This window comes from Microbacterium sp. GQ128, assembly GCF_059758615.1.
In genome coordinates this window covers 39,016-58,506 of the sequence record NZ_JCAXDY010000007.1, presented here as the reverse complement: position 1 = coordinate 58,506, position 19,491 = coordinate 39,016, and the positions used below count along the sequence as shown (strand labels likewise).

The window sequence follows — 19,491 nt, the reverse complement described above, 5'->3', positions numbered from 1 at the left end:
CGGATCTCGGCCGGGACAGCGCGAGACGGCGGGTCGTCCGCACGAGAGCAGGTCTGTGCTCCCGCACAGGCCCGAAGCGATTGTCTGCTTCGAAGGTTAACGAACGGTGCCCAGCACGTGAATAGTACTTCTCCTGTTCCCGCCAGGGCGCGGAAACCCGCCGGACGGAGGGTGAACGCACTCTACGCTTATGACATGACCTTGCCGCAGCTCGCGCTGTCTTCGCTCGCCATCGGGTTGGTGATCGGCGTCGGCCTCTCCCTGCTCGTGGTGTGGGCCTATCGGGCGCGGGCGCGGGTTCAGGAGGAGACATCGCTGGCGATTCCCTCCGGCATCACCGATGTGCTGCACAGCATGGACGACGCGGCGGGAGTGGTCGATTCGTCCGGGCTGGTGCTCGCGGCCTCGGACGCCGCGAGCCGGTTCGGCATCGATGTCGGCTCGACGCTCGACAACCCGGAGCTGCGCCAGCTCGTGCGCGGCGTCAGGACGGCCGGCGGTTCGGCAACCGAGTCGATGCGCATCACGCGAGGCGGACTGAGCCTCGATCCGCGCCTCGTCTCGGCACGCGCGAGCGCGATCGGCACGCGCCTGGTCCTGTTGATCATCCGCGACGTCACGGAGCAGGAACGGCTCGATCAGATGCGCCGGGACTTCGTGGCGAACACGAGCCACGAGCTCAAGACTCCGGTGGGGGCGGTGAGCCTGCTCGCCGAAGCGATCGAGTCGGCGGCCGACGACCCGGCGCAGGTACGCATCTTCGCCGCGCGGATCTCTGCGGAGGCGGGGCGGCTCGGCCAGCTCACCGGACGCATCATGAGCCTCTCCCGGCTCCAGGCCGAAGACGGTCTGACCAAGGTGGGCCCCGTCGCGATCGACGAGGTCATCGCCGCTTCCATCGAGGCTCATGTCGTGCAGGCCGACTCCGCGGGCGTGGAACTCGCCAGGGGAGGCGACCGGGGCGTCTGGGTGCGCGGTGACGCGCAGATCCTGATCGAGGCCGTCGGCAACCTCATCGCGAACGCCATCGTCTACTCGCCCCGCGGTTCGCGCGTGGGGGTCGGCGTCCGGGCCGAGGACGGCGTGGTCGAGATCGCCGTCTCCGACCAGGGCATCGGAATCGCCGAGGCGGATCGGGAACGCATCTTCGAGCGTTTCTACCGGGCTGATGAGGCCCGTTCCCGACGCACGGGAGGCACCGGACTCGGGCTCTCCATCGTCAAGCACGCCACGCAGCGCCACGGCGGCGAGGTGCGACTGTGGTCGCGCCCGGGACGAGGATCCACCTTCACCATCCGACTTCCTCGGATCGACGCCCCGGATCACACCGACACGGGCAAGAAGAGCAAGAAGAAGCGCGCACGCAAAGCGGCCAAGACCGCGGCAGCCGCGCGCGTTCGAAACGGAGAGAGAGCATGACCCGAATCCTTCTCGTCGAAGACGAGCCCGACCTCGCCGACCCGCTCGCGTACCTGCTGCGACGCGAGGGCTACGAGGTCGAGATCGCGGAGGACGGACCCGGCGCGCTCGCGGCATTCCGGGAGCGGGGCGCCGACATCGTACTGCTCGATCTGATGCTGCCCGGGATGCCGGGCACCGAGGTGTGCCGGCAGATCCGCTCGACGTCGGCGGTGCCCATCATCATGCTGACGGCCAAGGACTCCGAGGTCGACATCGTGGTGGGCCTGGAGCTCGGGGCCGACGACTACATCACGAAGCCCTACTCGTCACGCGAACTTCTGGCCCGGATGCGCGCCGTGCTGCGCCGGGTCGTGCAGGCCGACAGCGAACTCGACGAACGGGTGCTCGACGGAGGAAGGGTCTCGCTCGACATCGACCGGCACACCGTCTCGGTCGCGGGGGAGCAGATCAACATGCCGCTGAAGGAGTTCGAGCTGCTCGAGGTCCTGATGCGCAACTCCGGTCGTGTGCTCACTCGAGGTCAGCTGATCGATCGGGTCTGGGGGAGCGACTACTTCGGTGACACGAAGACGCTCGACGTGCACATCAAGCGCATCCGCTCCCGCATCGAGGAGAACCCGAGCGAGCCCGTGATGCTCGTCACCGTGCGGGGCCTCGGGTATCGCTTCGAGGGCTGAACGACGAAGAGGCCGACACCCCGCGGGGTGTCGGCCTCTTCGTCGTTCAGTGCAGGATCAGTCGGCGGGTGCCGGAGCTGCCGTGTCGGTCGGGGTCGGCGTCGGAGTGGGCACCGACTCCGAGGGGACCAGGTCTGCGTAGTAGGGGAGCGAGCCGTCGAGCACGGGCACCTCTGCCTTGACGCCCGTCGAGTCTCCCGACTGGAAGTGGATCTCGACGGTCGCGCCGGGCATGGTGTCGAGGCCGACGATGCGCAGCGGCTCCTCGTCGGCGCCGAGGCTCACGGTGCCACCGGCCGGAACCGTGACGATGAACGGCTCGCTGTCCGCGAGTGCGATGGTGAGCGTGGCGCTCTCATCGGTCGGGTTCACGATCCCGGCGACGAAGTTGCCGACCGAGCCGTCTTCGTTGGCGATGACGAGGGCGTTGCGCACATCGATCGGGCCGTCGGCGTCGGAGATGTTGACGCCGTCCGAGGCCGCATACTCGGTCTTCGTGGACTGGGGAGTGATGAACGTGCACCCCGTCGCGCCGAACAGAACGAGAGCGCTGAGCGCAGCAGACGCAACAAGGCGCGATTTCACGGGTCCTCCTGAGGTCCGGCGGGATGTCCGCATCCATTCTATGGGTAAGTCGTGACCGCCCCGAGGTCCAGGGGGCGCGAACCTTAGCGCATCTCCCCTGTGGTATCCTTGAGGTTGCCGAAAGGACACGTTTTTATGCTTTTTGAGGTTGGCGAAACCGTCGTCTATCCCCACCATGGCGCTGCGACCATCATCGAGGTCAAGGAGCGCATCATCAAGGGTGAGGCGAAGAAATATCTGAAGCTCAACGTCACCCAGGGCGATCTCATCATCGAGGTTCCTGCTGAGAATGTCGACCTGGTCGGCGTTCGCGACGTGATCGGAAAAGAAGGCCTCGATCATGTCTTCGAGGTGCTGCGCGCACCCTTCACCGAAGAGCCCACCAACTGGTCTCGTCGGTACAAGGCGAACCTCGAGAAGCTCGCCTCCGGCGATGTGATCAAGGTGAGCGAGGTCGTCCGCGACCTGTGGCGCCGCGACCAGGACCGCGGCCTGTCTGCGGGCGAGAAGCGGATGCTGGCGAAGGCTCGTCAGATCCTCATCTCCGAGCTCGCGCTCGCGGAGAAGACCGACGAGGACAAGGCGGGCGCACTGCTCGACGAGGTCCTCGCCTCCTGAGTTCTCTGCGAAGGGGCGGATGCTTCGGCATCCGCCCCTTCGTCGTACCCGCCACGCGGTAGCGTGAGATGGTGACTCTGCTTCCCGTTCCCGACATCGCGATCATCGTCGTCGCCGCCGGCTCCGGCACCCGCCTGGATGCGGGGGCGCCCAAGGCGCTCGTCGGAATCGACGCGCACTCGATCCTCCGCCACGCGCTCGACGGCGTCTTCGCCGCGGCTCCGGCGCAGGTGATCGTCGTCGCCCCGGCAGGGTACGAAGGGGATGCGCTGGCGGAGTTGGAGGCGGCGGCAGGCGATCGACGCGACCTCGGCCGCGTCGTGACCGGAGGCGCCACCCGACAGCAGTCCGTGGCTGCGGGTCTGGCTGCACTCTGGGGAGATGTCACGACCGTCCTCGTGCACGACGCCGCTCGCGCCCTCACCCCTCCGACGCAGATCGATGCGGTCGCTCAGGCGGTCGTCCCGGGGGAGGGGGTGATCCCCGTGCTGCCCGTGGTCGACACGCTCAAGAAGGTCGCAGACGGCGCCGTGGTCTCCGCCGTCGACCGCTCCGAGCTGGCCGCCGCACAGACACCTCAGGGTTTCCCCCGCGCAGAGCTCGAAGCAGCCTATGAGGCGGCGATGGCCGAGGGGATCGAGTACACCGACGATGCTGCCCTGTTCGCGGCTGCCGGAAACAGGGTGCGGCACATCGACGGCTCCGCCCGCGCGTTCAAGATCACCACTCCCGGCGATCTGGAGCGTGCGAGGCACCTGCTGGACGCATCGACTCCGGCCGCTCGCCCGGCATCGATCGAACCCGAGGGCATCCCTCGCGTCGGTATCGGCACGGACGTCCATGCCTTCGGTGGCGACGGGAACCTCTGGCTCGCCGGCCTCGAGTGGCCGGGGGAGCAGCCGCTCTCCGGGCACTCCGACGGCGATGCGGTCGCCCATGCGATCGTGGACGCACTCCTGGGGGCGGCCGGCCTCGGCGACATCGGTGAGCATTTCGGCACGTCCCACCCCGAGTACTCCGGCGCGCATGCCGATGTGTTCCTCGCTCGCACGCGTGAACTGCTCGCCGAATCCGGGTTCGCGATCGGGAACGTCTCCGTGCAGTTGCAGGGGAACCGGCCGCGCTTCAGCCCTCGGCGTCAGGAGGCGGAGGCGGTCCTGTCGGAGATTCTGGGCGCTCCGGTGTCGGTCACGGCCACGACGACCGACGGCCTCGGATTCCCGGGACGCGGTGAAGGCATCGCCGTCACGGCCATCGCGGTGGTGATGTCCGACGTTCCGCGGAGCATGTGACGATCGCCGGAGGAATACCCCCGATACGTCGGCGGAACGTCACAACCTCGGTGAATCGTCTCCGGGGGGCGGGCGCTCAGCAGTCCCCGAGTAGGCTTGTGCGGTGACCCTCCGCCTCTACGACACCCGCGCACAGCTGCTGCGCGACTTCGTGCCTCTCGATCCCGAGAACATCACGATGTACGTCTGCGGACCCACGGTGCAGTCCGGGCCCCATATCGGCCACGTCAGGGCGGCCCTGAGCTTCGATCTCCTGCGTCGCTGGCTCGAGCATCGGTACGGTCGGGTCACGTTCGTGCGCAACGTCACCGACATCGACGACAAGGTGCTCGCCAACGCGACGGAAGCCGAGCCGTGGTGGGCGCTCGCCTACCGGATGGAGAGGGAGTTCACCGCGGCGTATGCCGGCGTCGGCATCCTCCCTCCGACCTACGAGCCGCGCGCTACGGCGTCCGTGCCGCAGATGCAGGAACTGATCGCGCTGCTGATCGAGCGCGGGCACGCCTACCCGGCTCCGGACGGCTCGGGAGATGTGTACTTCGATGTGCGTTCGTGGTCCGACTACGGATCGCTGACGCATCAGTCGCTCGACGCCATGGAGGCGGCCGAGGATGCTGATCCCCGCGGTAAGCGGAATCCGCAGGACTTCGCGCTCTGGAAGGGCACGAAGCCGGAGGAGCCGGCGGATGCGACGTGGGCCTCCCCGTGGGGCGCGGGCCGACCGGGCTGGCACATCGAATGCTCGGCGATGTCGAAGCGCTATCTCGGCGCCGAGTTCGACATCCACGGCGGCGGGCTGGACCTCCGCTTCCCGCACCATGAGAACGAGCTCGCGCAGTCGACCGCCGCGGGCGACGGCTTTGCCCGCTACTGGGTGCACAACGGGCTCGTGACCGTCGACGGACAGAAGATGTCCAAGTCGCTCGGCAACTTCACGCTGGCGGCCGACGTTCTCGGCGCGCATGACCCGCTGGTGGTGCGCTACGCCCTCGCTGCGGCGCACTACCGTTCGAGCCTCGACCTCGGCGAGTCGTCGTGGACCGAGGCCGAAGCGGCGCTGGGCCGTATCGAGTCGTTCCTCCAGCGCGCGTTCCGTGCTGCCGGTGGGGGACTGGGATGGTTCGCGTCGCACAGCCTTCCCAAGGCGTTCGCGGCCGCGATGGACGACGACCTCGGCGTGCCGCAGGCCCTCGCCGTCGTGCATGAGACGGTGCGCGCAGGGAACTCCGCACTCGATGCGGGCGAGACCGACGTGGCGCTGGACTCGGCTCGTGCCGTCCTGGCGATGACGTCCGTCCTCGGCCTGACCCCGACGTCATCGACGAAGGGCGGCGCATCGGCATCCGCTCTGGACGCACTCGTCCAGACGATGATCACCCAGCGCGCGCAGGCGCGCGCTGACAAGGACTGGGCGGCGGCGGATCGCATCCGAGATGCGATCGCCGCCGCAGGAATCACGCTGGAGGACACTCCGGCCGGAACTCATTGGAGTATCGATGGCTAAGCCAGGGCGCCCCGGCGCGAGCAAGGGAAACAAGAAGGGCCCGACCAAGGGCACCGGCGGACTCGGGCGCAAGGCGCTCGAGGGGCGGGGACCGACGCCGAAGGCGGAGGACCGCGCCTGGCACCCGGCGGGCAAGCGCAAGGCCGCGGCCGAGCGCTACGCCGCAGCGACCGGCGGCAAGGGTCGCCCCGGCGGCAGCCGCCAGGGCTCCGGTGGCGGTTCGAACCGCGCGCCGAAGGCGAAGGCAGGAGACGACACCGAGAACGTCACGGGTCGCAACTCCGTCCTCGAGGCATTGCGGGCGAAGATTCCGGCGACGGCCTTCTACATCGCGCAGCGCGTCGAGATGGACGACCGTGTGAAGGAGATGCTGGCGATCGCCACGAATCGCGGGATCCCCGTGATGGAGGTCACCCGTCCGGAACTCGATCGCATGGCCGGCTTCGACGGCGTGCACCAGGGCGTCGCGATCAAGGTCCCGCCGTACGAGTACGCGCACCCGCAGGATCTTCTCGAGCAGGTCATCGACAAGGGCGAGGTGCCACTCTTCGTGGCGCTCGACGGCATCACCGACCCGCGCAACCTGGGCGCGATCATCCGCTCCACTGCGGCGTTCGGCGGTCATGGCATCATCCTTCCCCAGCGCCGCTCGGCCGGTGTCAACTCCGCTGCCTGGAAGACCAGCGCCGGAGCCGTCGCCCGCACGCCCGTGGCGCTGGCGACCAACCTCACCACGCAGCTCAAGGAGTTCAAGAAGCAGGGTGTGTTCGTGCTCGGCCTCGACGGAGACGGCGATGTGTCGCTCCCCGAGCTGCAGCTGGCCGATCGTCCCGTCGTTATCGTGGTCGGCTCCGAGGGCAAGGGCCTGTCGCGCCTGGTCTCCGAGACCTGCGATCAGATCGTCTCGATCCCGATCTCGGCAGCCACCGAGTCGCTCAACGCAGGCATCGCGACCTCGGTCGCGCTCTACCAGGTCGCGTCTCTCCGCGCCGCGAAGAACTAGACCGTCCGAGGGAAGGCAGATCATGGCTCGCATCGTCGTGCTCGGAGGGACCGGTTACGCCGGTCGTCACATCGTCAGCGAGGCGGTGAGTCGCGGCCATGCGGTGATCGCGATCTCCCGCTCCGTGCCCACCGACCCGGTGGCGGGGGCCGCGTATCTGCAGGGCTCCGCCCTCGACCTCGGTCCTCTCGCCGAGGCGTTCGTCGGAGCGGACGCCGTCGTGTCGGCGCTCTCGCCGCGCGGCGACATGGAGGACCGGGCGCTCGAGGCGCTGTCGAACGTCGTCGACCGCCTCGCGGGCACGGAGACGCGTCTCGGCGTCGTCGGAGGCGCGGGTGGCAGCCTCGTGGCGCCTGGAGGACCGCGTCTGTTCGATCAGGACTTTCCCGAGGAGTACAAGCACGAGGCGCAGGTCGGCATCGACTCCCTCGCGCTCCTCGAGGCGACGGGTGCCGACCTCGACTGGTTCTTCATCCATCCCGCTGAGGTGTTCGGCCCGTGGGCCGAAGGCGAGCGCACCGGACGCTACCGCGACGGCGGTGATGTGATCGTCCGCGATGCGGATGGGAAGTCGTTCATCTCCGGTGCGGACTTCGCCGTCGCCGTGGTGGACGAGATCGAGCAGGGCAACCACCACCGCGAGCGGTTCACTGTCGGTTACTGACGCCACGCTCCTCGGCGACTGCACGAAGTCGTCGCCGAATGTACGGCACGTCGACGCCGGCATGCGGTGCGCTCGGTAGCACCCCGTGCACTCGGCGCACGTCCGCGCGTCAGACCAGGTCGCGCCAGTCGATGTCCTCGTCCTCGTCGGCCACCGGCGTCACACCGGTGACGACGGGCAGGCTCATCGTCTCGGTGGGCGGCCCCATGATGGTCGCCTCGTCGCGCCGGTGTCGCAGCACCTCGTTGATGTAGCTGGTCAGCACCTCAGCGAGGGGAACCGAGCGCCCCTGCGCCTGCGAGAGGTACCAGCGGTGCTCGAGCACCTGGTGGAAGACCTCGGCGGGCTCGAGCTTGGCGCGCAGCTCGTACGGGATCGCCCGCACCACCGGTTCGAAGACACGGGTGAGCCACTCGTGCGCGTACATCTCCTCGTCAGCCCACTGCTTCGTCGAGCGGGCGCGGAACTCGTCGAGGTCGTTCAGCAGGCGCCGTGCCTGGTTCTCCTCGACATCGAGGCCGGTCAGGCGGATCAGCCGGCGCTGATGGTGGCCGGCATCCACCACCTTGGGTTGGATCTCGACGACGGTGCCGTCGGCGGTCGTCGACATGGACATCTCGTCGATGTCGAAGCCCAGGGCGTTCAGGCGCTCGACCCGCTCCGTGATGCGCCAGGTCTCCGCCGCCGAGAACGACTCCTGTGCGGTGAGTTCGGCCCACAGCGACCGGTACGAGGAGACGATCCCGTCGGCGATCGCCACCGCGTCCACCCCGTGTTCGAGGCGACCGCCCGCGGCGAGGTCCATGATTTCGCCGGCGATGTTCGTGCGGGCTAGGTCGAGATCGTAGGCGCGCTGCCCGTCGGTCAGCCCCTCCTCATGCAGCTCACCCGTCTCCGCATCGACCAGATATGCGGCGAACGCGCCTGCATCGCGACGGAACAGCGTGTTCGACAGGGAGACGTCGCCCCAGTAGAAGCCGACGTTGTGCAGGCGCACCAGCAGCAGGGCGAGGGCATCCACGAGGCGGGTCGCGGTGTCGGGGCGCAGCACCCGGGTGAACAGGGCGCGGTACGGCATCGAGAAGCGCAGGTGGGAGGTGACCAAGGCGGCCGGAAGAGCCTCGCCGTCGGCATCCGTACGTCCGGCGATCACCGCGACCCGGTCGACGCAGGGCACGTCGAGGCGGGCGAGGTTGCCGAGCATGTCGTACTCGCGCTGGGCCATCTCCGCCGTGGTCTCCTTCACCGCGATCACCCGGCCCGAGAGATCGGCGAAGCGCACGAGGTGGCGGGACAGCCCCTTCGGGAGCGACACGATGTGTTCCGAGGGCCACTTCGCCAGCGTCGTGGACCAGGGGAGGGACAGCAGTCCCGGATCGATCTTGCTGGCGGTGATCCGCAGCGAATCCTGCATGATGCTCCCTGGTCGAGATGAGACGGAAAAGAGACGCGGCGCAGGTGACCGAAGTCAGCCTGCGCCGCGTCTGTGGATCCGATCAGGCGGAGACGACCGGCTTGTCGTTCAGACGCTCGCCGGACTCGATGTCGAACGCGTGCACGTGGCCCGGGTTCGCAGCGAGCGTGACCGTCTCGCCGGCGTTCGGGTGGCTGCGACCGTCGACGCGGGCGACGATGTCGCTGCGCTTGCCGTTGATCTCGGTGTGGCCGTAGAGGTAGCCGTCGGCGCCGAGCTCTTCGACGAGGTCGACGACGACCGGGAGGCCCTTGCCGTCGGCCGGTCCGACCGTGATGTCCTCGGGACGCACGCCGACCGTGACCTGGCTGCCGTTCGCGCGGCCGACGGTGTCGCGGTCGAGCGGGACGACCTCGGAGCCGAAGCGGATGCCGCCGTCGGCGAGGTCAGCGGCGAACAGGTTCATCGCGGGCGAACCGATGAAGCCGGCCACGAAGACGTTGTTCGGCTTCTCGTACAGGTCGCGCGGGGAGCCGACCTGCTGCAGCAGACCGTCCTTGAGGACCGCGATGCGGTCGCCCATGGTCAGAGCCTCGGTCTGGTCGTGCGTGACGTAGACCGTGGTGACGCCGAGGCGACGCTGCAGCGAAGCGATCTGCGTACGGGTCTGCACGCGGAGCTTGGCATCGAGGTTCGACAGCGGCTCGTCCATGAGGAACACCTGCGGCTGACGCACGATGGCGCGACCCATGGCGACACGCTGACGCTGACCACCCGAGAGGGCCTTCGGCTTGCGGGTCAGGTAGGGCTCGAGGTCGAGGAGCTTGGCAGCCTCGAGCACGCGGGATGCACGCTCTTCCTTGCCGACGCCGGCGATCTTGAGCGCGAAGCCCATGTTCTCGGCGACGGTCATGTGCGGGTACAGCGCGTAGTTCTGGAAGACCATCGCGATGTCGCGGTCCTTCGGCGGGACGTCGGTCACGTCGCGGTCGCCGATGAGGATGCGGCCGGCGTTGACCTCTTCGAGGCCGGCCAGCATGCGGAGGGACGTGGACTTGCCGCAACCGGAAGGACCGACGAGGACGAGGAATTCGCCGTCACCGACCTCGAGGTTCAGCTTGTCGACGGCCGGACGGGTTCCGCCGGGGTACAGGCGGGTGGCCTCGTCGAAAGTCACAGATGCCATTGTCTTTTCTCCTTCACCGGCAGGTACGTGCCGGACGATCCGTAGTGATGAAGCGGCGGGTGACCCCGCCGTGACCCGTCATTGGGTCGGGATCAGTATGACATGAACGGCGGTACCTGGGTATTTCTCAGCCTCACTGACTACCATCGAACTCGGCCGCGCGCAGCGGCGATCGTCGCCGAGCGGCGGTCGGGGCCAACCCGGACCCCCGTTGAGACTCACAGAGGAACGATGTCGAGCGACGAAACGCCGAACGTCCCGACGCCTCGCAATTCCCGCGAGGTCGTACGGGAGAAGGCTCAGAGAGTGCACGCCCAGCAGTCCAGGGCGCGCCTCATGCGACGGATCATCATCGGCGCGGTAGCGCTCGTCGCGGTGGGCGCGATCGGCACGGCGGTGACCCTCGCGGTGTCCTCCCAGGTCTCCAAGCCGAGGCTCACACCGACCGGCATGGAGTCGGACGGCGTCGTCGTCACCGATCTCGAGTCGTTCGCCGGAACGGGCGCCGTACCGGAGACTCCGAGTCCCGAAGCGTCCGACGCCGGCGAATCGGCCAGCCCGACGCCTGACCCGACAGCGTCCGAGAAGGTCGACATCCACGTGTACGTCGACTACCTGTCGCCCGACGCCGGGGAGTTCGAGCGTGCCAATGCTCGACAGCTCGCCGGTTGGATCAGCGAGGACGCGGTCACGGTCAGCTACCACCCGGTCGCGTTGCTCACCGCCAGCTCCAACGGCACCAAGTACTCCCTCCGTTCGGCCGCGGCTGCGGCGTGCGTCGCCACGCACTCGCCTGCACAGTTCTACGCGTTCAATCACGACCTGCTCGACGACCAGCCCGAGGTCGGCAGCGACGGCCTCTCCGATGAGGACCTCGCGAACCTCGCCGGCGCGGTCGGCGTCGACAACGCCAAGGCCGTGCGCTCGTGCATCGAGGACGGCGACTTCGTCGGCTGGGCGAAGGAGGCGACGACCAGGGCTCTGGACGGACCGCTCGCCGGCTCCGATGACCTGGTGCTCACCGCCGCGCCGATGATCGTCGCGAACGGCGAGGCCTACGTCGGGGCGCTGGACGACCCGGCCGAGTTCTCGCAGTTCGTGCTGAGCGTGGCGAGCGATGCCTCCCGCGCGACGGCGACCCCCTCGCCCACGACGACTCCGTAGGTCGAAGCCGGGTCGATGCCATCGCTAAGCTGGTGGCATCCGCCGACTTGGCGCAATTGGTAGCGCACCGTACTTGTAATACGGGGGTTACGGGTTCGAGTCCCGTAGTCGGCTCTTCAATCCCTCACGAGAGTGGGGTTCGCGGATTCACTTCTCGGCGGAGGCCTCGGGTGCGTCGATCACCTCTTCGATGAGGCTGATGCCGCCCGTGGAACTCGCAGACTGCATCAGATCCTGAATCCACTTCGGGTTCAGTTGCGGCGCCTCCGGCTCCTCGAACGTGAAGCGCAACGGTATCGACGGATGCAGCCAGATCGTCGAACGTCCCACCTGCTGGCCTTCGGGGTGCCGCCAGGAGAGGGTGAAGCTCTCGTTGCGGCGGAGCTTCGTGGCGATGACCACCTTCAGGTGCGCGAGGGCGCGGTCCTCGATGTGGATGTCATCCCCGTTGCCGTACTGGATCGTTCCCATGCCAGAACGATAGCGGCCTGGTGGTGACCACGCATTCCGATGTATCGCCTCAGTCAATGATATGTTACACATCAGGCAGGTTTCCTGGCGGGCCGACGGATCGTGCCAGGTAGAAGACGCGCAGGTGGCCGCCTCCCCGCTCCGGCCACCTGCGCTTGCCTGCTCGAATTCGGGGATCCAGAGCACCTGAGAGGGCGAGATCTTGAGCAGCGCACCCGAGACAGCGACGGTCACCCCGGAGTGGCAGCACGACTACCCCTACACGAAGAAGATCTCCACGGCCGAGTACGAACGGGAGAAGCGGCTGCTGCAGATCGAGCTCCTGAAGCTCCAGTCGCACATCAAGCATTCCTCCGAGCGGCTGCTCATCCTGTTCGAAGGCCGGGACGCGGCGGGGAAGGGTGGGGCGATCAAACGCTTCATGGAGCACCTGAATCCTCGCGGCGCTCGGGTCGTCGCTCTCGACAAGCCGACGGATGCGGAGCGGACGCAGTGGTATTTCCAGCGCTACATCGCGCATCTGCCCTCCGGCGGCGAGATCGTGATGATGGACCGCTCCTGGTACAACCGCGCCGGCGTCGAACGGGTCATGGGCTACTGCTCGTCCACCGAGTACGAAGAGTTCATGCAGACCGCTCCGCAGTTCGAGCGGATGATCGTGAGCTCGGGCATCCGCCTCATCAAGCTGTGGTTCTCGGTGGGAGAGGCCGAGCAGCGTCGTCGGTTCAGACGGCGCAGCGACGACCCCGTGAAACAGTGGAAGCTGAGCCCCACGGACCTCGCCAGCATCGACCGGTGGGCGGATTACACGGCGGCGAAGGAAGCCATGTTCTTCCACACGGACACGCCATCCGAGCCGTGGATCGTCATCAAGTCGAACGACAAGAAGCGGGCTCGACTCGAAGCGATGAGGTGCGTCCTCGCCCGTTTCGACTACCCGGGCAAAGATCCGCTGGTCGCCCACGCTCCGGACTCACGGCTCGTCGGGCGACCCTCGCAGATCTACGACGAGGGCGAGACGCCGAAGGCGAACTCTTCCCGCGCCGATGCGGAAACATGACGTCATCCGGGAATGCGTGGATCCCGATCCGCGGTTGTCTTGGTCATGACTCGTATCGGCACCAGTGATCTTGACGTCCTCCCGCTCGCGCTCGGCGGCAACGTGTTCGGCTGGACGGCCGATCGCGATACCTCGTTCGCCGTGCTCGATGCATTTGTGGACGGCGGTGGCGACTTCATCGACACGGCCGATTCGTACAGCTCCTGGGTGCCGGGGAACGAGGGGGGCGAGAGCGAGACGATCATCGGGGAGTGGCTCGCATCCCGTAAGCCGTCCGGTGTCGTCGTGGCCACGAAGGTGAGCCAACACCCGAAGTTCCGCGGCCTCTCCGGAACGAACGTGCGAAAGGCCGCCGAGGCCTCACTGCGGCGTCTCGGCGCCGACGAGATCGATCTGTACTACGCGCACTTCGACGACGAGACCGTTCCGCTGGAGGAGACAGTCGCCGCGTTCGGACGACTCGTCGAAGACGGTCTGGTTCGTCACGTGGCGGTGTCGAACTATTCGGCGGAGCGCATCAGGGAATGGATCGAGATCGCGCGGCGCACGGGCGTTGCCGTGCCGGTAGCCGTTCAGCCGCACTACAACCTCGTTCATCGCAATGAGGTCGAGGACACCATCATCCCGGTCGCCGAGGAGTTCGACCTCGGGCTGGTTCCCTATTACGCCCTGGCGAGCGGATTCCTGACGGGCAAGTATCGCTCGACCGACAGCTCGGCGCAGGATTCCCCGCGCGCGCAGGGCGCCGCGAAGTACGCGACTGAGGCCGGGTTGCGGATCATCGGTGCGCTCGAGCAGGTCGCCGATGCTCACGGGACGTCGGTCGCCGCGACGTCTCTCGCCTGGTTGCGGGCGCAGCCGACCGTCGTCGCGCCGATTGCGAGTGCTCGCACGATCGCACAGGTGCCGGACCTGCTGGCGGGTGCTCGACTCGAGCTCTCCGCTGAGGAGGTGCGGCTGCTCGACCGCGTGTCGGAATGGACCCCCGCCGGCGCCTGATGCGTCAGGTCTCGTTTCCGACGAGGCCGAGTCTGTGCGCCAGGATCACTGCGTGGATGCGGTCGCGCGCGTGGAGTTTCGCCAGCACCCGGCCGACGTGGGTCTTCACGGTCGATTCGCCGACGTAGAGGGAGCGGGCGATCTCGGCATTGGTCAGTCCGCGCCCGATCGCGAGGAACACGTCTCTCTCACGATCGGTGAGGGATTCCAACGCCGCGCTCTCCGCAGCATCCGGTGTCCGGGTGGACGAGGAGCCGAGCTGCGGGGTGACGTGCTCGAGCAGCATCCGCGTGATCCGAGGGGAGAGCGCCGCGTCTCCGCGGTGCACGGCGTGCACTGCGGAGATCATCTCGTGACGCTGTGCGTCCTTCAGGAGGAACCCGCTCGCACCTGCGCGGATGGCGCCGAAGGCGTATTCGTCGAGATCGAACGTGGTCAGCACGAGCACCTTGGTCTGAGGGTGGTCTCGCACGATGGCCTCCGTGGCGGCGATGCCGTCCAGCTCCGGCATCCGGATATCCATGAGCACCAGGTCCGGCGCGAGTGCGGCGCTCTGGGCGATCGCCGCCCGCCCGTCGCCGGCCTCGCCCACCACGACGATGTCGCCCTCTGCTTCGAGGACCATCCGGAACCCGACGCGGATCAATTCCTGGTCATCCACCAGAAGCACCCTGATCGCATCCGTCATCGGTCGTCCTCCATCGATTCGCTCGGCACGGCCGGGCCGGTCGCCTTCGTCGGCAGCACGGCGTGCAGAACCCATCGTCCTGCACCGGATGGCGCGGACTCGACGCTTCCCTGGACATGGGCGGCGCGCTCGGCGAGTCCGCGCAGACCGAAGCCCTCGGTCCCGATGCCGCCGGACACGCCGTCGTTGACGATGTCGATCGTCACGGAATCCGGTGCGTAGTCCAGTCGCACACTGATGGTCGAGGCGGTGGGGGCATGACGCATCGCGTTCGTCACGCCCTCCTGCACGATGCGTCCGATCGCATGCGCGACGGCGGGGGAGACCTCGGCGTGCCCCACGACCGTGAGCGTCGCGGGGTATCCGGCGCGCTGGGCCGCCTCGACCGTGTCGCGCGGCCGGGCCGGATTCATGGGGGCCAGGGGCAGCGGAGAAGCGTCATCATCACGCAGCACACCGAGCATGGATCGCATCTCGGTCAGGGCGGCACGAGCGGTGTCCGCCGTGTGGGTCGCCGCCTTGCGCGCCTGTTCGCGGTCGGGCGTCGCCGCGGCGCCTTCGGACAGTGCCACGATCACCGTCAGCGAGTGGGAGACGATGTCGTGCATCTCCCGAGCGATGCGCGCTCGCTCGGACGCGGCGGCGAGCTGCGCCTGCTGGTCACGCTCGACGAGCAGTTGCCGCGAGCGATCGATGACGGCCGACAGATAGCGCTTGCGGCCGCCGACGTTGACGCCGATGAGCGTGCCGATCAGGCCGAGAACGATGTAGCTGAGCGCGGTGTCGAGTCCGTTCTGCATCACGATCACGCCGGTGAGCATCAGGAGTCCGCTGAGCAGGAGGAACCACGCCGCGCCGATTCCGTAGCAGGTCCAGGCCGCGCGCGACGACCGATAGACCGCGAGACCGTAACAGGCGACGAGCAGCAGGATGATGCCGCTGGACAACCCGGTGAACAAGCCGACCGTTCCCAGGATCACCGCCGCGACGAAAGGACCGAGCGGCGCCCGTCGTCGCCATAGGAGTGTGCTGCACGCCACCACGATCATCGCCAGCGTGGCGATGTTGATCGCGATGTAGGTGGATTCCGGAACCGACTCCTCGGCGAACCGACCCGCCGGGGCGAGGGAGAGGAGCAGGCAGAGCAGCGTCAGCAGGATGTCGGCGAACAGCGGATGCCGCGCCCAGAATCGCCGGAAGAGCCCCGGCGCACGCGGAAGCCGCAGCTCCTCGTCCTCTCGGATCGAGTCGCTGCGGCTTCGCGTTCTGCTCACAGGCCGACTTTACGCGTCGCGGGTGCGCAGCACGCCCCAGGCGACGAGTGCTCCGCCGGCGACCCAGCATGCGAGGGTCAGGAACGCGACCGGTGCATCGAGTGCTGCGCCGTCGCCCGGCAGGATCGCGCTCTGCGCTGCGGCCACCGGGAGGTAGGCGGATGCCTCGATGACCCATGCCCATGCCTCACCGGCGAAGGAGAAGAAGTTCGCCACGATCGGCAGCACGAACAGGACACCGACGGTCGCCGCGATCGCTCCGGCCCCGGAACGGAGGATGAACCCGAAGGAGACTCCGATCAGGGCGAAAACCGCCATGGCGAGGGAGGAGACGACGATGGGCAGGAAGGATGCGGCAGGGTCCGACCATTCGATGCTCTGATCGCGCGGCGCCACGATGAGCGAGACCGCGACGGCCGCGAGGCCGAAGATCACCAGAGACGAGACGAACATGAAGACCGCGAGCACGGTCGACTTGGCCGCGAGCACCGAGCCGCGGATCGGGTTGGCCGTGAGCGTCGAACGGATCATGCCGGTCGAGTACTCGCCCGTCACCGAGATCGCACCGATGATGCCGGCCAGCAGCATCGTGAACTGGATCGGCATGACGACGGCCTGAATCGGCTCGAACCCCGGCATGTCGATCGCCTGCGCGATGAGCACGGCGATCCCGATGGTCAGAGCCGCGGCGATCCCGATGGACCACCATGTCGAACGCAGCGTGGCGAGCTTGATCCATTCGCCGCGGAGCGCGCGGACGAATGTCAGCCGGCGACCGGTGTCGACGCGCGGCCGCGCGGGCGCGGGTGCCTGTGTCGTGGTCATGAGATCTCCTTGGTGCGGTACTCGACGGAATCGCCGGTGAGGGCGAGGTAGGCGTCCTCGAGTGAACCGGTGGTGGGGGTGAGTTCGTGCAGCGGGATGCCGCGGTCCGCGGCGAGGTCGCCGATCCGGGCGGCGGGAAGTCCCACGATGTCGAGGAGGTCGGGAGCCGAGCTCACGATCTCCACGTCCGGGCCGCCGACGGCGGCGGCGAGCTCGGTGGGCCGCGGAGTGCGCACGCGCACCGTGTTCTGCGTCCAGGAGCGCACGAGGTCGGCGAGCGGAGCATCCGCCAGCACCCGGCCGCGACCCATCACGATGACGTGGTCGGCGGTCTGCGCCATCTCGCTCATCAGGTGGCTCGACAGGAGCACGGTTCGTCCTTCGGATGCTGCGTGCCGGACGAACTGACGCACCCAGCGGACGCCCTCGGGGTCGAGGCCGTTGACCGGCTCGTCGAGGATCAGCGTGTGCGGATCGCCGAGCAGTGCCGAGGCGATACCGAGGCGCTGTCCCATTCCGAGCGAGAACTTCCCGGCACGCTTGCGGGCGACCGACCCGATGCCCGCGAGTTCGATGACCTCATCGACGCGCGAGGAGGGAATCCCATGGGTCGCCGCCATCGCGCGAAGGTGATTGCGCGCCGTCCGACCGGTGTGCACGGCCTTGGCGTCGAGCAGGACGCCGACCTCGGTGAGGGGTGCGCGAAGCTTGCGATACTCGCGACCCGCGATCTCGGCGCGTCCGGACGTCGGCCGGTCGAGGCCCACGATCATGCGCATCGTGGTCGACTTGCCGGCACCGTTGGGGCCGAGGAAGCCGGTGACGCTGCCCGGCTTGACGGTGAACGACACGTCATCGACGGCCGTCTTGTCTCCGAACCTCTTCGTGAGGCCTTCTGCTGTGATCATGGGTACAACGCTACGGAGGGCCGCTCAGCCGCGCGTCCTCCTCAGGTACCGTCCTTCTGCTCGGGATGTCCTCCCGGTGGTGGACGGGTCGGACTCAGGAGCGGGGGCGGGCCTGGACTCGCGCGGCCATCTCATCCGACGCGAGGATCGCCTCATCGATGATCTCTTTCGACGGCGGCGCCGTCAGCCAGTCGTGGCTCAATGAGGCCGGAACGAGCAGCGGCATGCGGTCGTGCAGCTCGACGAGGTGGTCGGGGGCGGGACGCATCACGATCGAATAGCAGGTGTACCACTCGCCGTCTGCGGTGCGACCCCGTTGGGTGACCGCCGCCATGCCGAAGAGGGTGCCGTCGTCGATGATGAACTCGTTCCAGTGCCGGGAGGGCTTCTGCATCTCGTACCAGCTCGTCGCCGGGACGATCGCCCGCGACTTCGCTCCGCCTGGACGCTCCTGCAGGCGTTCCGACCGGGTGTTGATCGACGGGAACTTCGCGGGTTCCCCGTTCACGAGAAAACCCCACCACGCCGGTTCCAGAGTCGGAGCAGCGTCGGGCTGCACGATCACGGGGTTGAGGTTGCGGAGGTTCTTCCCGGTCGGACGGATGGTCTCACCCGCATTCTCCTCCGCCCAGACACGCAGGCCCTCGAGCACCGCATCGTCGGCGGCGGCGAGGACTTCCGCATCGGTGAACCGGGGATCGAGACCGTAGCTCGCGCACATGCCGCCAGCGTAGCGCCGGCCGCCGACATCCGTCTCGCCATGGCGGATCCGGGCCTCCGGTAGGGTCGACGGGTGCCAGAATCCCGTCGACTCCCCGCGCCCCTGGCGCTCGGAGGTGCTGTCGCGATCGGCGTCATGACGGCGATCCAGGCCCGGATCAACGGCGTCCTCGGGGTTCGCGTCGACGACGGGATCGTCGCGGGCCTCCTCTCGTTCTCGGTGGGCCTGCTGGCGCTGGTCGCCGTGATCTGCTGCATCCCGTCCGCCCGGCGCGGAGTGGGACGCCTCTGGAGCGGCATCCGACGTCACACCATCCCGTTCTGGATGCTGCTGGGCGGCGCCTGCGGCGCCCTCACGGTCTCCACCCAGGGGCTGACGGCCGGGATCCTCGGCGTCTCTCTGTTCAGCGTCGGTGTCGTCGCGGGGCAGACGCTGCACGGGCTCGTGCTGGATCGGATCGGGTTCGGTCCCGCCGGCGTCGTCGCGGTCACCCCCGGCCGGGTCGCCGGCGGAGTTCTCGCGCTCGCCGCTGTCGCCATCTCGCTCTCGGGCGACGTGCTCGCCACCGCTCCGCTGTGGATGCTGCTGCTGCCGTTCGCCGCCGGAGTCGGTATCGCGTGGCAGGCGGCCACGAACGGTCGCCTCTCGCAGCGGGTCCAGTCGCCGCTCGCTGCGACTCTGATGAGCTTCATCACCGGCACCGTCGTCCTGCTGCTCGCGGCCGGGACGAGCATCGCCTTCCGTGGGATGCCCGATGCCCTGCCGGCCGAACCCTGGCTGTACCTGGGCGGGTTCCTCGGAGCGGCCTACATCCTGCTCGGCGCGTTCATCGTCGCGCACACCGGAGTTCTCCTGATGGGGCTGGGCTCCGTGCTCGGACAGCTCGTGACCTCGGTCGTGATCGACCTGATCTGGCCTCCGGCGGCCGGGCCCGCGCTCTGGCAGGTCGTCGCCATGGTCGTCGTCGCGGTGGCGTCCGTGATCGTCGCCGTTCCCCGCAGACGCCGGCGCTGACG

General features: G+C 68.1%; 20 protein-coding genes and 1 tRNA gene. 12 read left to right on the top strand and 9 right to left on the bottom strand.

Features of this window, described 5'->3' with window-relative positions; translation table 11 throughout:
• Positions 1 to 195: 195 nt before the first annotated feature.
• Together AC6CHX_RS19060 and AC6CHX_RS19055 are read left to right on the top strand one after the other, a co-directional pair.
• Entirely contained in the window at positions 196 to 1,419 is a 1,224-nt protein-coding gene (locus AC6CHX_RS19060) for a sensor histidine kinase (protein WP_452326559.1), read from the top strand.
• Complete coding sequence (locus AC6CHX_RS19055) at positions 1,416 to 2,099, top strand: response regulator (RefSeq protein WP_029262768.1); 684 nt, start codon at positions 1,416 to 1,418, stop codon at positions 2,097 to 2,099. The genes AC6CHX_RS19060 and AC6CHX_RS19055 overlap by 4 nt, the downstream gene beginning before the upstream one ends.
• Positions 2,100 to 2,156: 57 nt before the next feature.
• Here the strand turns inward: AC6CHX_RS19055 and AC6CHX_RS19050 are convergent, their stop codons facing one another.
• Entirely contained in the window at positions 2,157 to 2,684 is a 528-nt protein-coding gene (locus tag AC6CHX_RS19050) for a DNA modification methylase (protein WP_498274194.1), read from the bottom strand.
• A gap of 135 nt (positions 2,685 to 2,819) precedes the next feature.
• Between AC6CHX_RS19050 and AC6CHX_RS19045 the strand changes: the two genes are divergently transcribed.
• From AC6CHX_RS19045 to AC6CHX_RS19025, 5 genes are all read left to right on the top strand, one after another.
• Positions 2,820 to 3,302: a CarD family transcriptional regulator gene (locus AC6CHX_RS19045; protein WP_017201416.1), complete on the top strand. Its 483-nt coding sequence runs from the start codon at positions 2,820 to 2,822 to the stop codon at positions 3,300 to 3,302.
• A 68-nt stretch (positions 3,303 to 3,370) separates the two neighbouring features.
• Positions 3,371 to 4,594 carry a 2-C-methyl-D-erythritol 4-phosphate cytidylyltransferase gene (gene ispD / locus AC6CHX_RS19040; protein WP_498274192.1) on the top strand — a complete coding sequence of 408 codons (1,224 nt, stop codon included), beginning with the start codon at positions 3,371 to 3,373 and terminating at the stop codon, positions 4,592 to 4,594.
• Between the two features lie 103 nt (positions 4,595 to 4,697).
• Positions 4,698 to 6,098: a cysteine--tRNA ligase gene (cysS, locus tag AC6CHX_RS19035; protein WP_498274190.1), complete on the top strand. Its 1,401-nt coding sequence runs from the start codon at positions 4,698 to 4,700 to the stop codon at positions 6,096 to 6,098.
• Positions 6,091 to 7,101: a 23S rRNA (guanosine(2251)-2'-O)-methyltransferase RlmB gene (gene rlmB / locus AC6CHX_RS19030; protein WP_136041165.1), complete on the top strand. Its 1,011-nt coding sequence runs from the start codon at positions 6,091 to 6,093 to the stop codon at positions 7,099 to 7,101. Before cysS ends, rlmB begins: the two co-directional genes overlap by 8 nt.
• A 22-nt stretch (positions 7,102 to 7,123) precedes the next feature.
• The gene (locus AC6CHX_RS19025) at positions 7,124 to 7,765 is read left to right on the top strand and encodes an NAD(P)-dependent oxidoreductase (protein WP_498274188.1); all 642 of its coding nucleotides are present in this window, start codon (positions 7,124 to 7,126) and stop codon (positions 7,763 to 7,765) included.
• A 109-nt stretch (positions 7,766 to 7,874) separates the two neighbouring features.
• Here the strand turns inward: AC6CHX_RS19025 and AC6CHX_RS19020 are convergent, their stop codons facing one another.
• Positions 7,875 to 9,179: a DUF4032 domain-containing protein gene (locus AC6CHX_RS19020; RefSeq protein WP_498274186.1), complete on the bottom strand. Its 1,305-nt coding sequence runs from the start codon at positions 9,177 to 9,179 to the stop codon at positions 7,875 to 7,877.
• Between the two features lie 82 nt (positions 9,180 to 9,261).
• Positions 9,262 to 10,365 (bottom strand): ABC transporter ATP-binding protein, encoded by a 1,104-nt coding sequence (locus tag AC6CHX_RS19015; RefSeq protein WP_029262761.1) that lies wholly within the window; start codon positions 10,363 to 10,365, stop codon positions 9,262 to 9,264.
• A gap of 231 nt (positions 10,366 to 10,596) precedes the next feature.
• Between AC6CHX_RS19015 and AC6CHX_RS19010 the strand changes: the two genes are divergently transcribed.
• Positions 10,597 to 11,529 (top strand): DsbA family protein, encoded by a 933-nt coding sequence (locus AC6CHX_RS19010; protein ID WP_136041162.1) that lies wholly within the window; start codon positions 10,597 to 10,599, stop codon positions 11,527 to 11,529.
• Between the two features lie 41 nt (positions 11,530 to 11,570).
• Positions 11,571 to 11,643: transfer RNA gene (locus tag AC6CHX_RS19005), tRNA-Thr, on the top strand.
• Between the two features lie 33 nt (positions 11,644 to 11,676).
• Here the strand turns inward: AC6CHX_RS19005 and AC6CHX_RS19000 are convergent.
• Positions 11,677 to 12,000 carry a DUF7882 family protein gene (locus AC6CHX_RS19000; protein ID WP_376100400.1) on the bottom strand — a complete coding sequence of 108 codons (324 nt, stop codon included), beginning with the start codon at positions 11,998 to 12,000 and terminating at the stop codon, positions 11,677 to 11,679.
• Positions 12,001 to 12,202: 202 nt separating this feature from the next.
• Between AC6CHX_RS19000 and ppk2 the strand changes: the two genes are divergently transcribed.
• Together ppk2 and AC6CHX_RS18990 are read left to right on the top strand one after the other, a co-directional pair.
• Positions 12,203 to 13,060, top strand: a complete 858-nt coding sequence (gene ppk2 / locus AC6CHX_RS18995) for a polyphosphate kinase 2 (RefSeq protein ID WP_498274184.1) — start codon at positions 12,203 to 12,205, stop codon at positions 13,058 to 13,060.
• A 45-nt stretch (positions 13,061 to 13,105) separates the two neighbouring features.
• Positions 13,106 to 14,059 (top strand): aldo/keto reductase, encoded by a 954-nt coding sequence (locus tag AC6CHX_RS18990; RefSeq protein WP_498274182.1) that lies wholly within the window; start codon positions 13,106 to 13,108, stop codon positions 14,057 to 14,059.
• Positions 14,060 to 14,063: 4 nt separating this feature from the next.
• Here AC6CHX_RS18990 and AC6CHX_RS18985 read toward each other — a convergent pair whose 3' ends face one another.
• The 5 genes from AC6CHX_RS18985 to AC6CHX_RS18965 form a co-directional block, all read right to left on the bottom strand.
• Positions 14,064 to 14,747, bottom strand: a complete 684-nt coding sequence (locus AC6CHX_RS18985) for a response regulator (protein WP_136041158.1) — start codon at positions 14,745 to 14,747, stop codon at positions 14,064 to 14,066.
• Positions 14,744 to 16,021 carry a sensor histidine kinase gene (locus AC6CHX_RS18980; RefSeq protein WP_498274180.1) on the bottom strand — a complete coding sequence of 426 codons (1,278 nt, stop codon included), beginning with the start codon at positions 16,019 to 16,021 and terminating at the stop codon, positions 14,744 to 14,746. Before AC6CHX_RS18980 ends, AC6CHX_RS18985 begins: the two co-directional genes overlap by 4 nt.
• Before the next feature lie 9 nt (positions 16,022 to 16,030).
• Positions 16,031 to 16,846, bottom strand: a complete 816-nt coding sequence (locus AC6CHX_RS18975) for an ABC-2 transporter permease (protein WP_452326549.1) — start codon at positions 16,844 to 16,846, stop codon at positions 16,031 to 16,033.
• Positions 16,843 to 17,754: an ABC transporter ATP-binding protein gene (locus tag AC6CHX_RS18970; RefSeq protein ID WP_136041155.1), complete on the bottom strand. Its 912-nt coding sequence runs from the start codon at positions 17,752 to 17,754 to the stop codon at positions 16,843 to 16,845. The genes AC6CHX_RS18975 and AC6CHX_RS18970 overlap by 4 nt, the downstream gene beginning before the upstream one ends.
• 94 nt (positions 17,755 to 17,848) lie before the next feature.
• Positions 17,849 to 18,475, bottom strand: a complete 627-nt coding sequence (locus AC6CHX_RS18965; RefSeq protein WP_498274178.1) for an SOS response-associated peptidase family protein — start codon at positions 18,473 to 18,475, stop codon at positions 17,849 to 17,851.
• A 102-nt stretch (positions 18,476 to 18,577) separates the two neighbouring features.
• On the opposite strand from AC6CHX_RS18965, the gene AC6CHX_RS18960 reads away from it, so the two are divergent.
• Positions 18,578 to 19,489, top strand: coding sequence for a DMT family transporter (locus AC6CHX_RS18960; RefSeq protein ID WP_498274212.1), 912 nt, complete (start codon positions 18,578 to 18,580; stop codon positions 19,487 to 19,489).
• The last annotated feature ends 2 nt before the right edge of the window (positions 19,490 to 19,491 follow it).

Coding starts and splice junctions, on each gene's coding strand:
- AC6CHX_RS19060 (WP_452326559.1), top strand. CDS start 196: ATGACCTTGCCGCAGCTCGCGCTGTCTTCGCTCGCCATCGGGTTGGTG.
- AC6CHX_RS19055 (WP_029262768.1), top strand. CDS start 1,416: ATGACCCGAATCCTTCTCGTCGAAGACGAGCCCGACCTCGCCGACCCG.
- AC6CHX_RS19045 (WP_017201416.1), top strand. CDS start 2,820: ATGCTTTTTGAGGTTGGCGAAACCGTCGTCTATCCCCACCATGGCGCT.
- ispD (WP_498274192.1), top strand. CDS start 3,371: ATGGTGACTCTGCTTCCCGTTCCCGACATCGCGATCATCGTCGTCGCC.
- rlmB (WP_136041165.1), top strand. CDS start 6,091: ATGGCTAAGCCAGGGCGCCCCGGCGCGAGCAAGGGAAACAAGAAGGGC.
- AC6CHX_RS19025 (WP_498274188.1), top strand. CDS start 7,124: ATGGCTCGCATCGTCGTGCTCGGAGGGACCGGTTACGCCGGTCGTCAC.
- AC6CHX_RS19020 (WP_498274186.1), bottom strand. CDS start 9,179: ATGCAGGATTCGCTGCGGATCACCGCCAGCAAGATCGATCCGGGACTG.
- AC6CHX_RS19015 (WP_029262761.1), bottom strand. CDS start 10,365: ATGGCATCTGTGACTTTCGACGAGGCCACCCGCCTGTACCCCGGCGGA.
- AC6CHX_RS19010 (WP_136041162.1), top strand. CDS start 10,597: ATGTCGAGCGACGAAACGCCGAACGTCCCGACGCCTCGCAATTCCCGC.
- AC6CHX_RS19000 (WP_376100400.1), bottom strand. CDS start 12,000: ATGGGAACGATCCAGTACGGCAACGGGGATGACATCCACATCGAGGAC.
- AC6CHX_RS18990 (WP_498274182.1), top strand. CDS start 13,106: ATGACTCGTATCGGCACCAGTGATCTTGACGTCCTCCCGCTCGCGCTC.
- AC6CHX_RS18985 (WP_136041158.1), bottom strand. CDS start 14,747: ATGACGGATGCGATCAGGGTGCTTCTGGTGGATGACCAGGAATTGATC.
- AC6CHX_RS18975 (WP_452326549.1), bottom strand. CDS start 16,846: ATGACCACGACACAGGCACCCGCGCCCGCGCGGCCGCGCGTCGACACC.
- AC6CHX_RS18970 (WP_136041155.1), bottom strand. CDS start 17,754: ATGATCACAGCAGAAGGCCTCACGAAGAGGTTCGGAGACAAGACGGCC.
- AC6CHX_RS18965 (WP_498274178.1), bottom strand. CDS start 18,475: ATGTGCGCGAGCTACGGTCTCGATCCCCGGTTCACCGATGCGGAAGTC.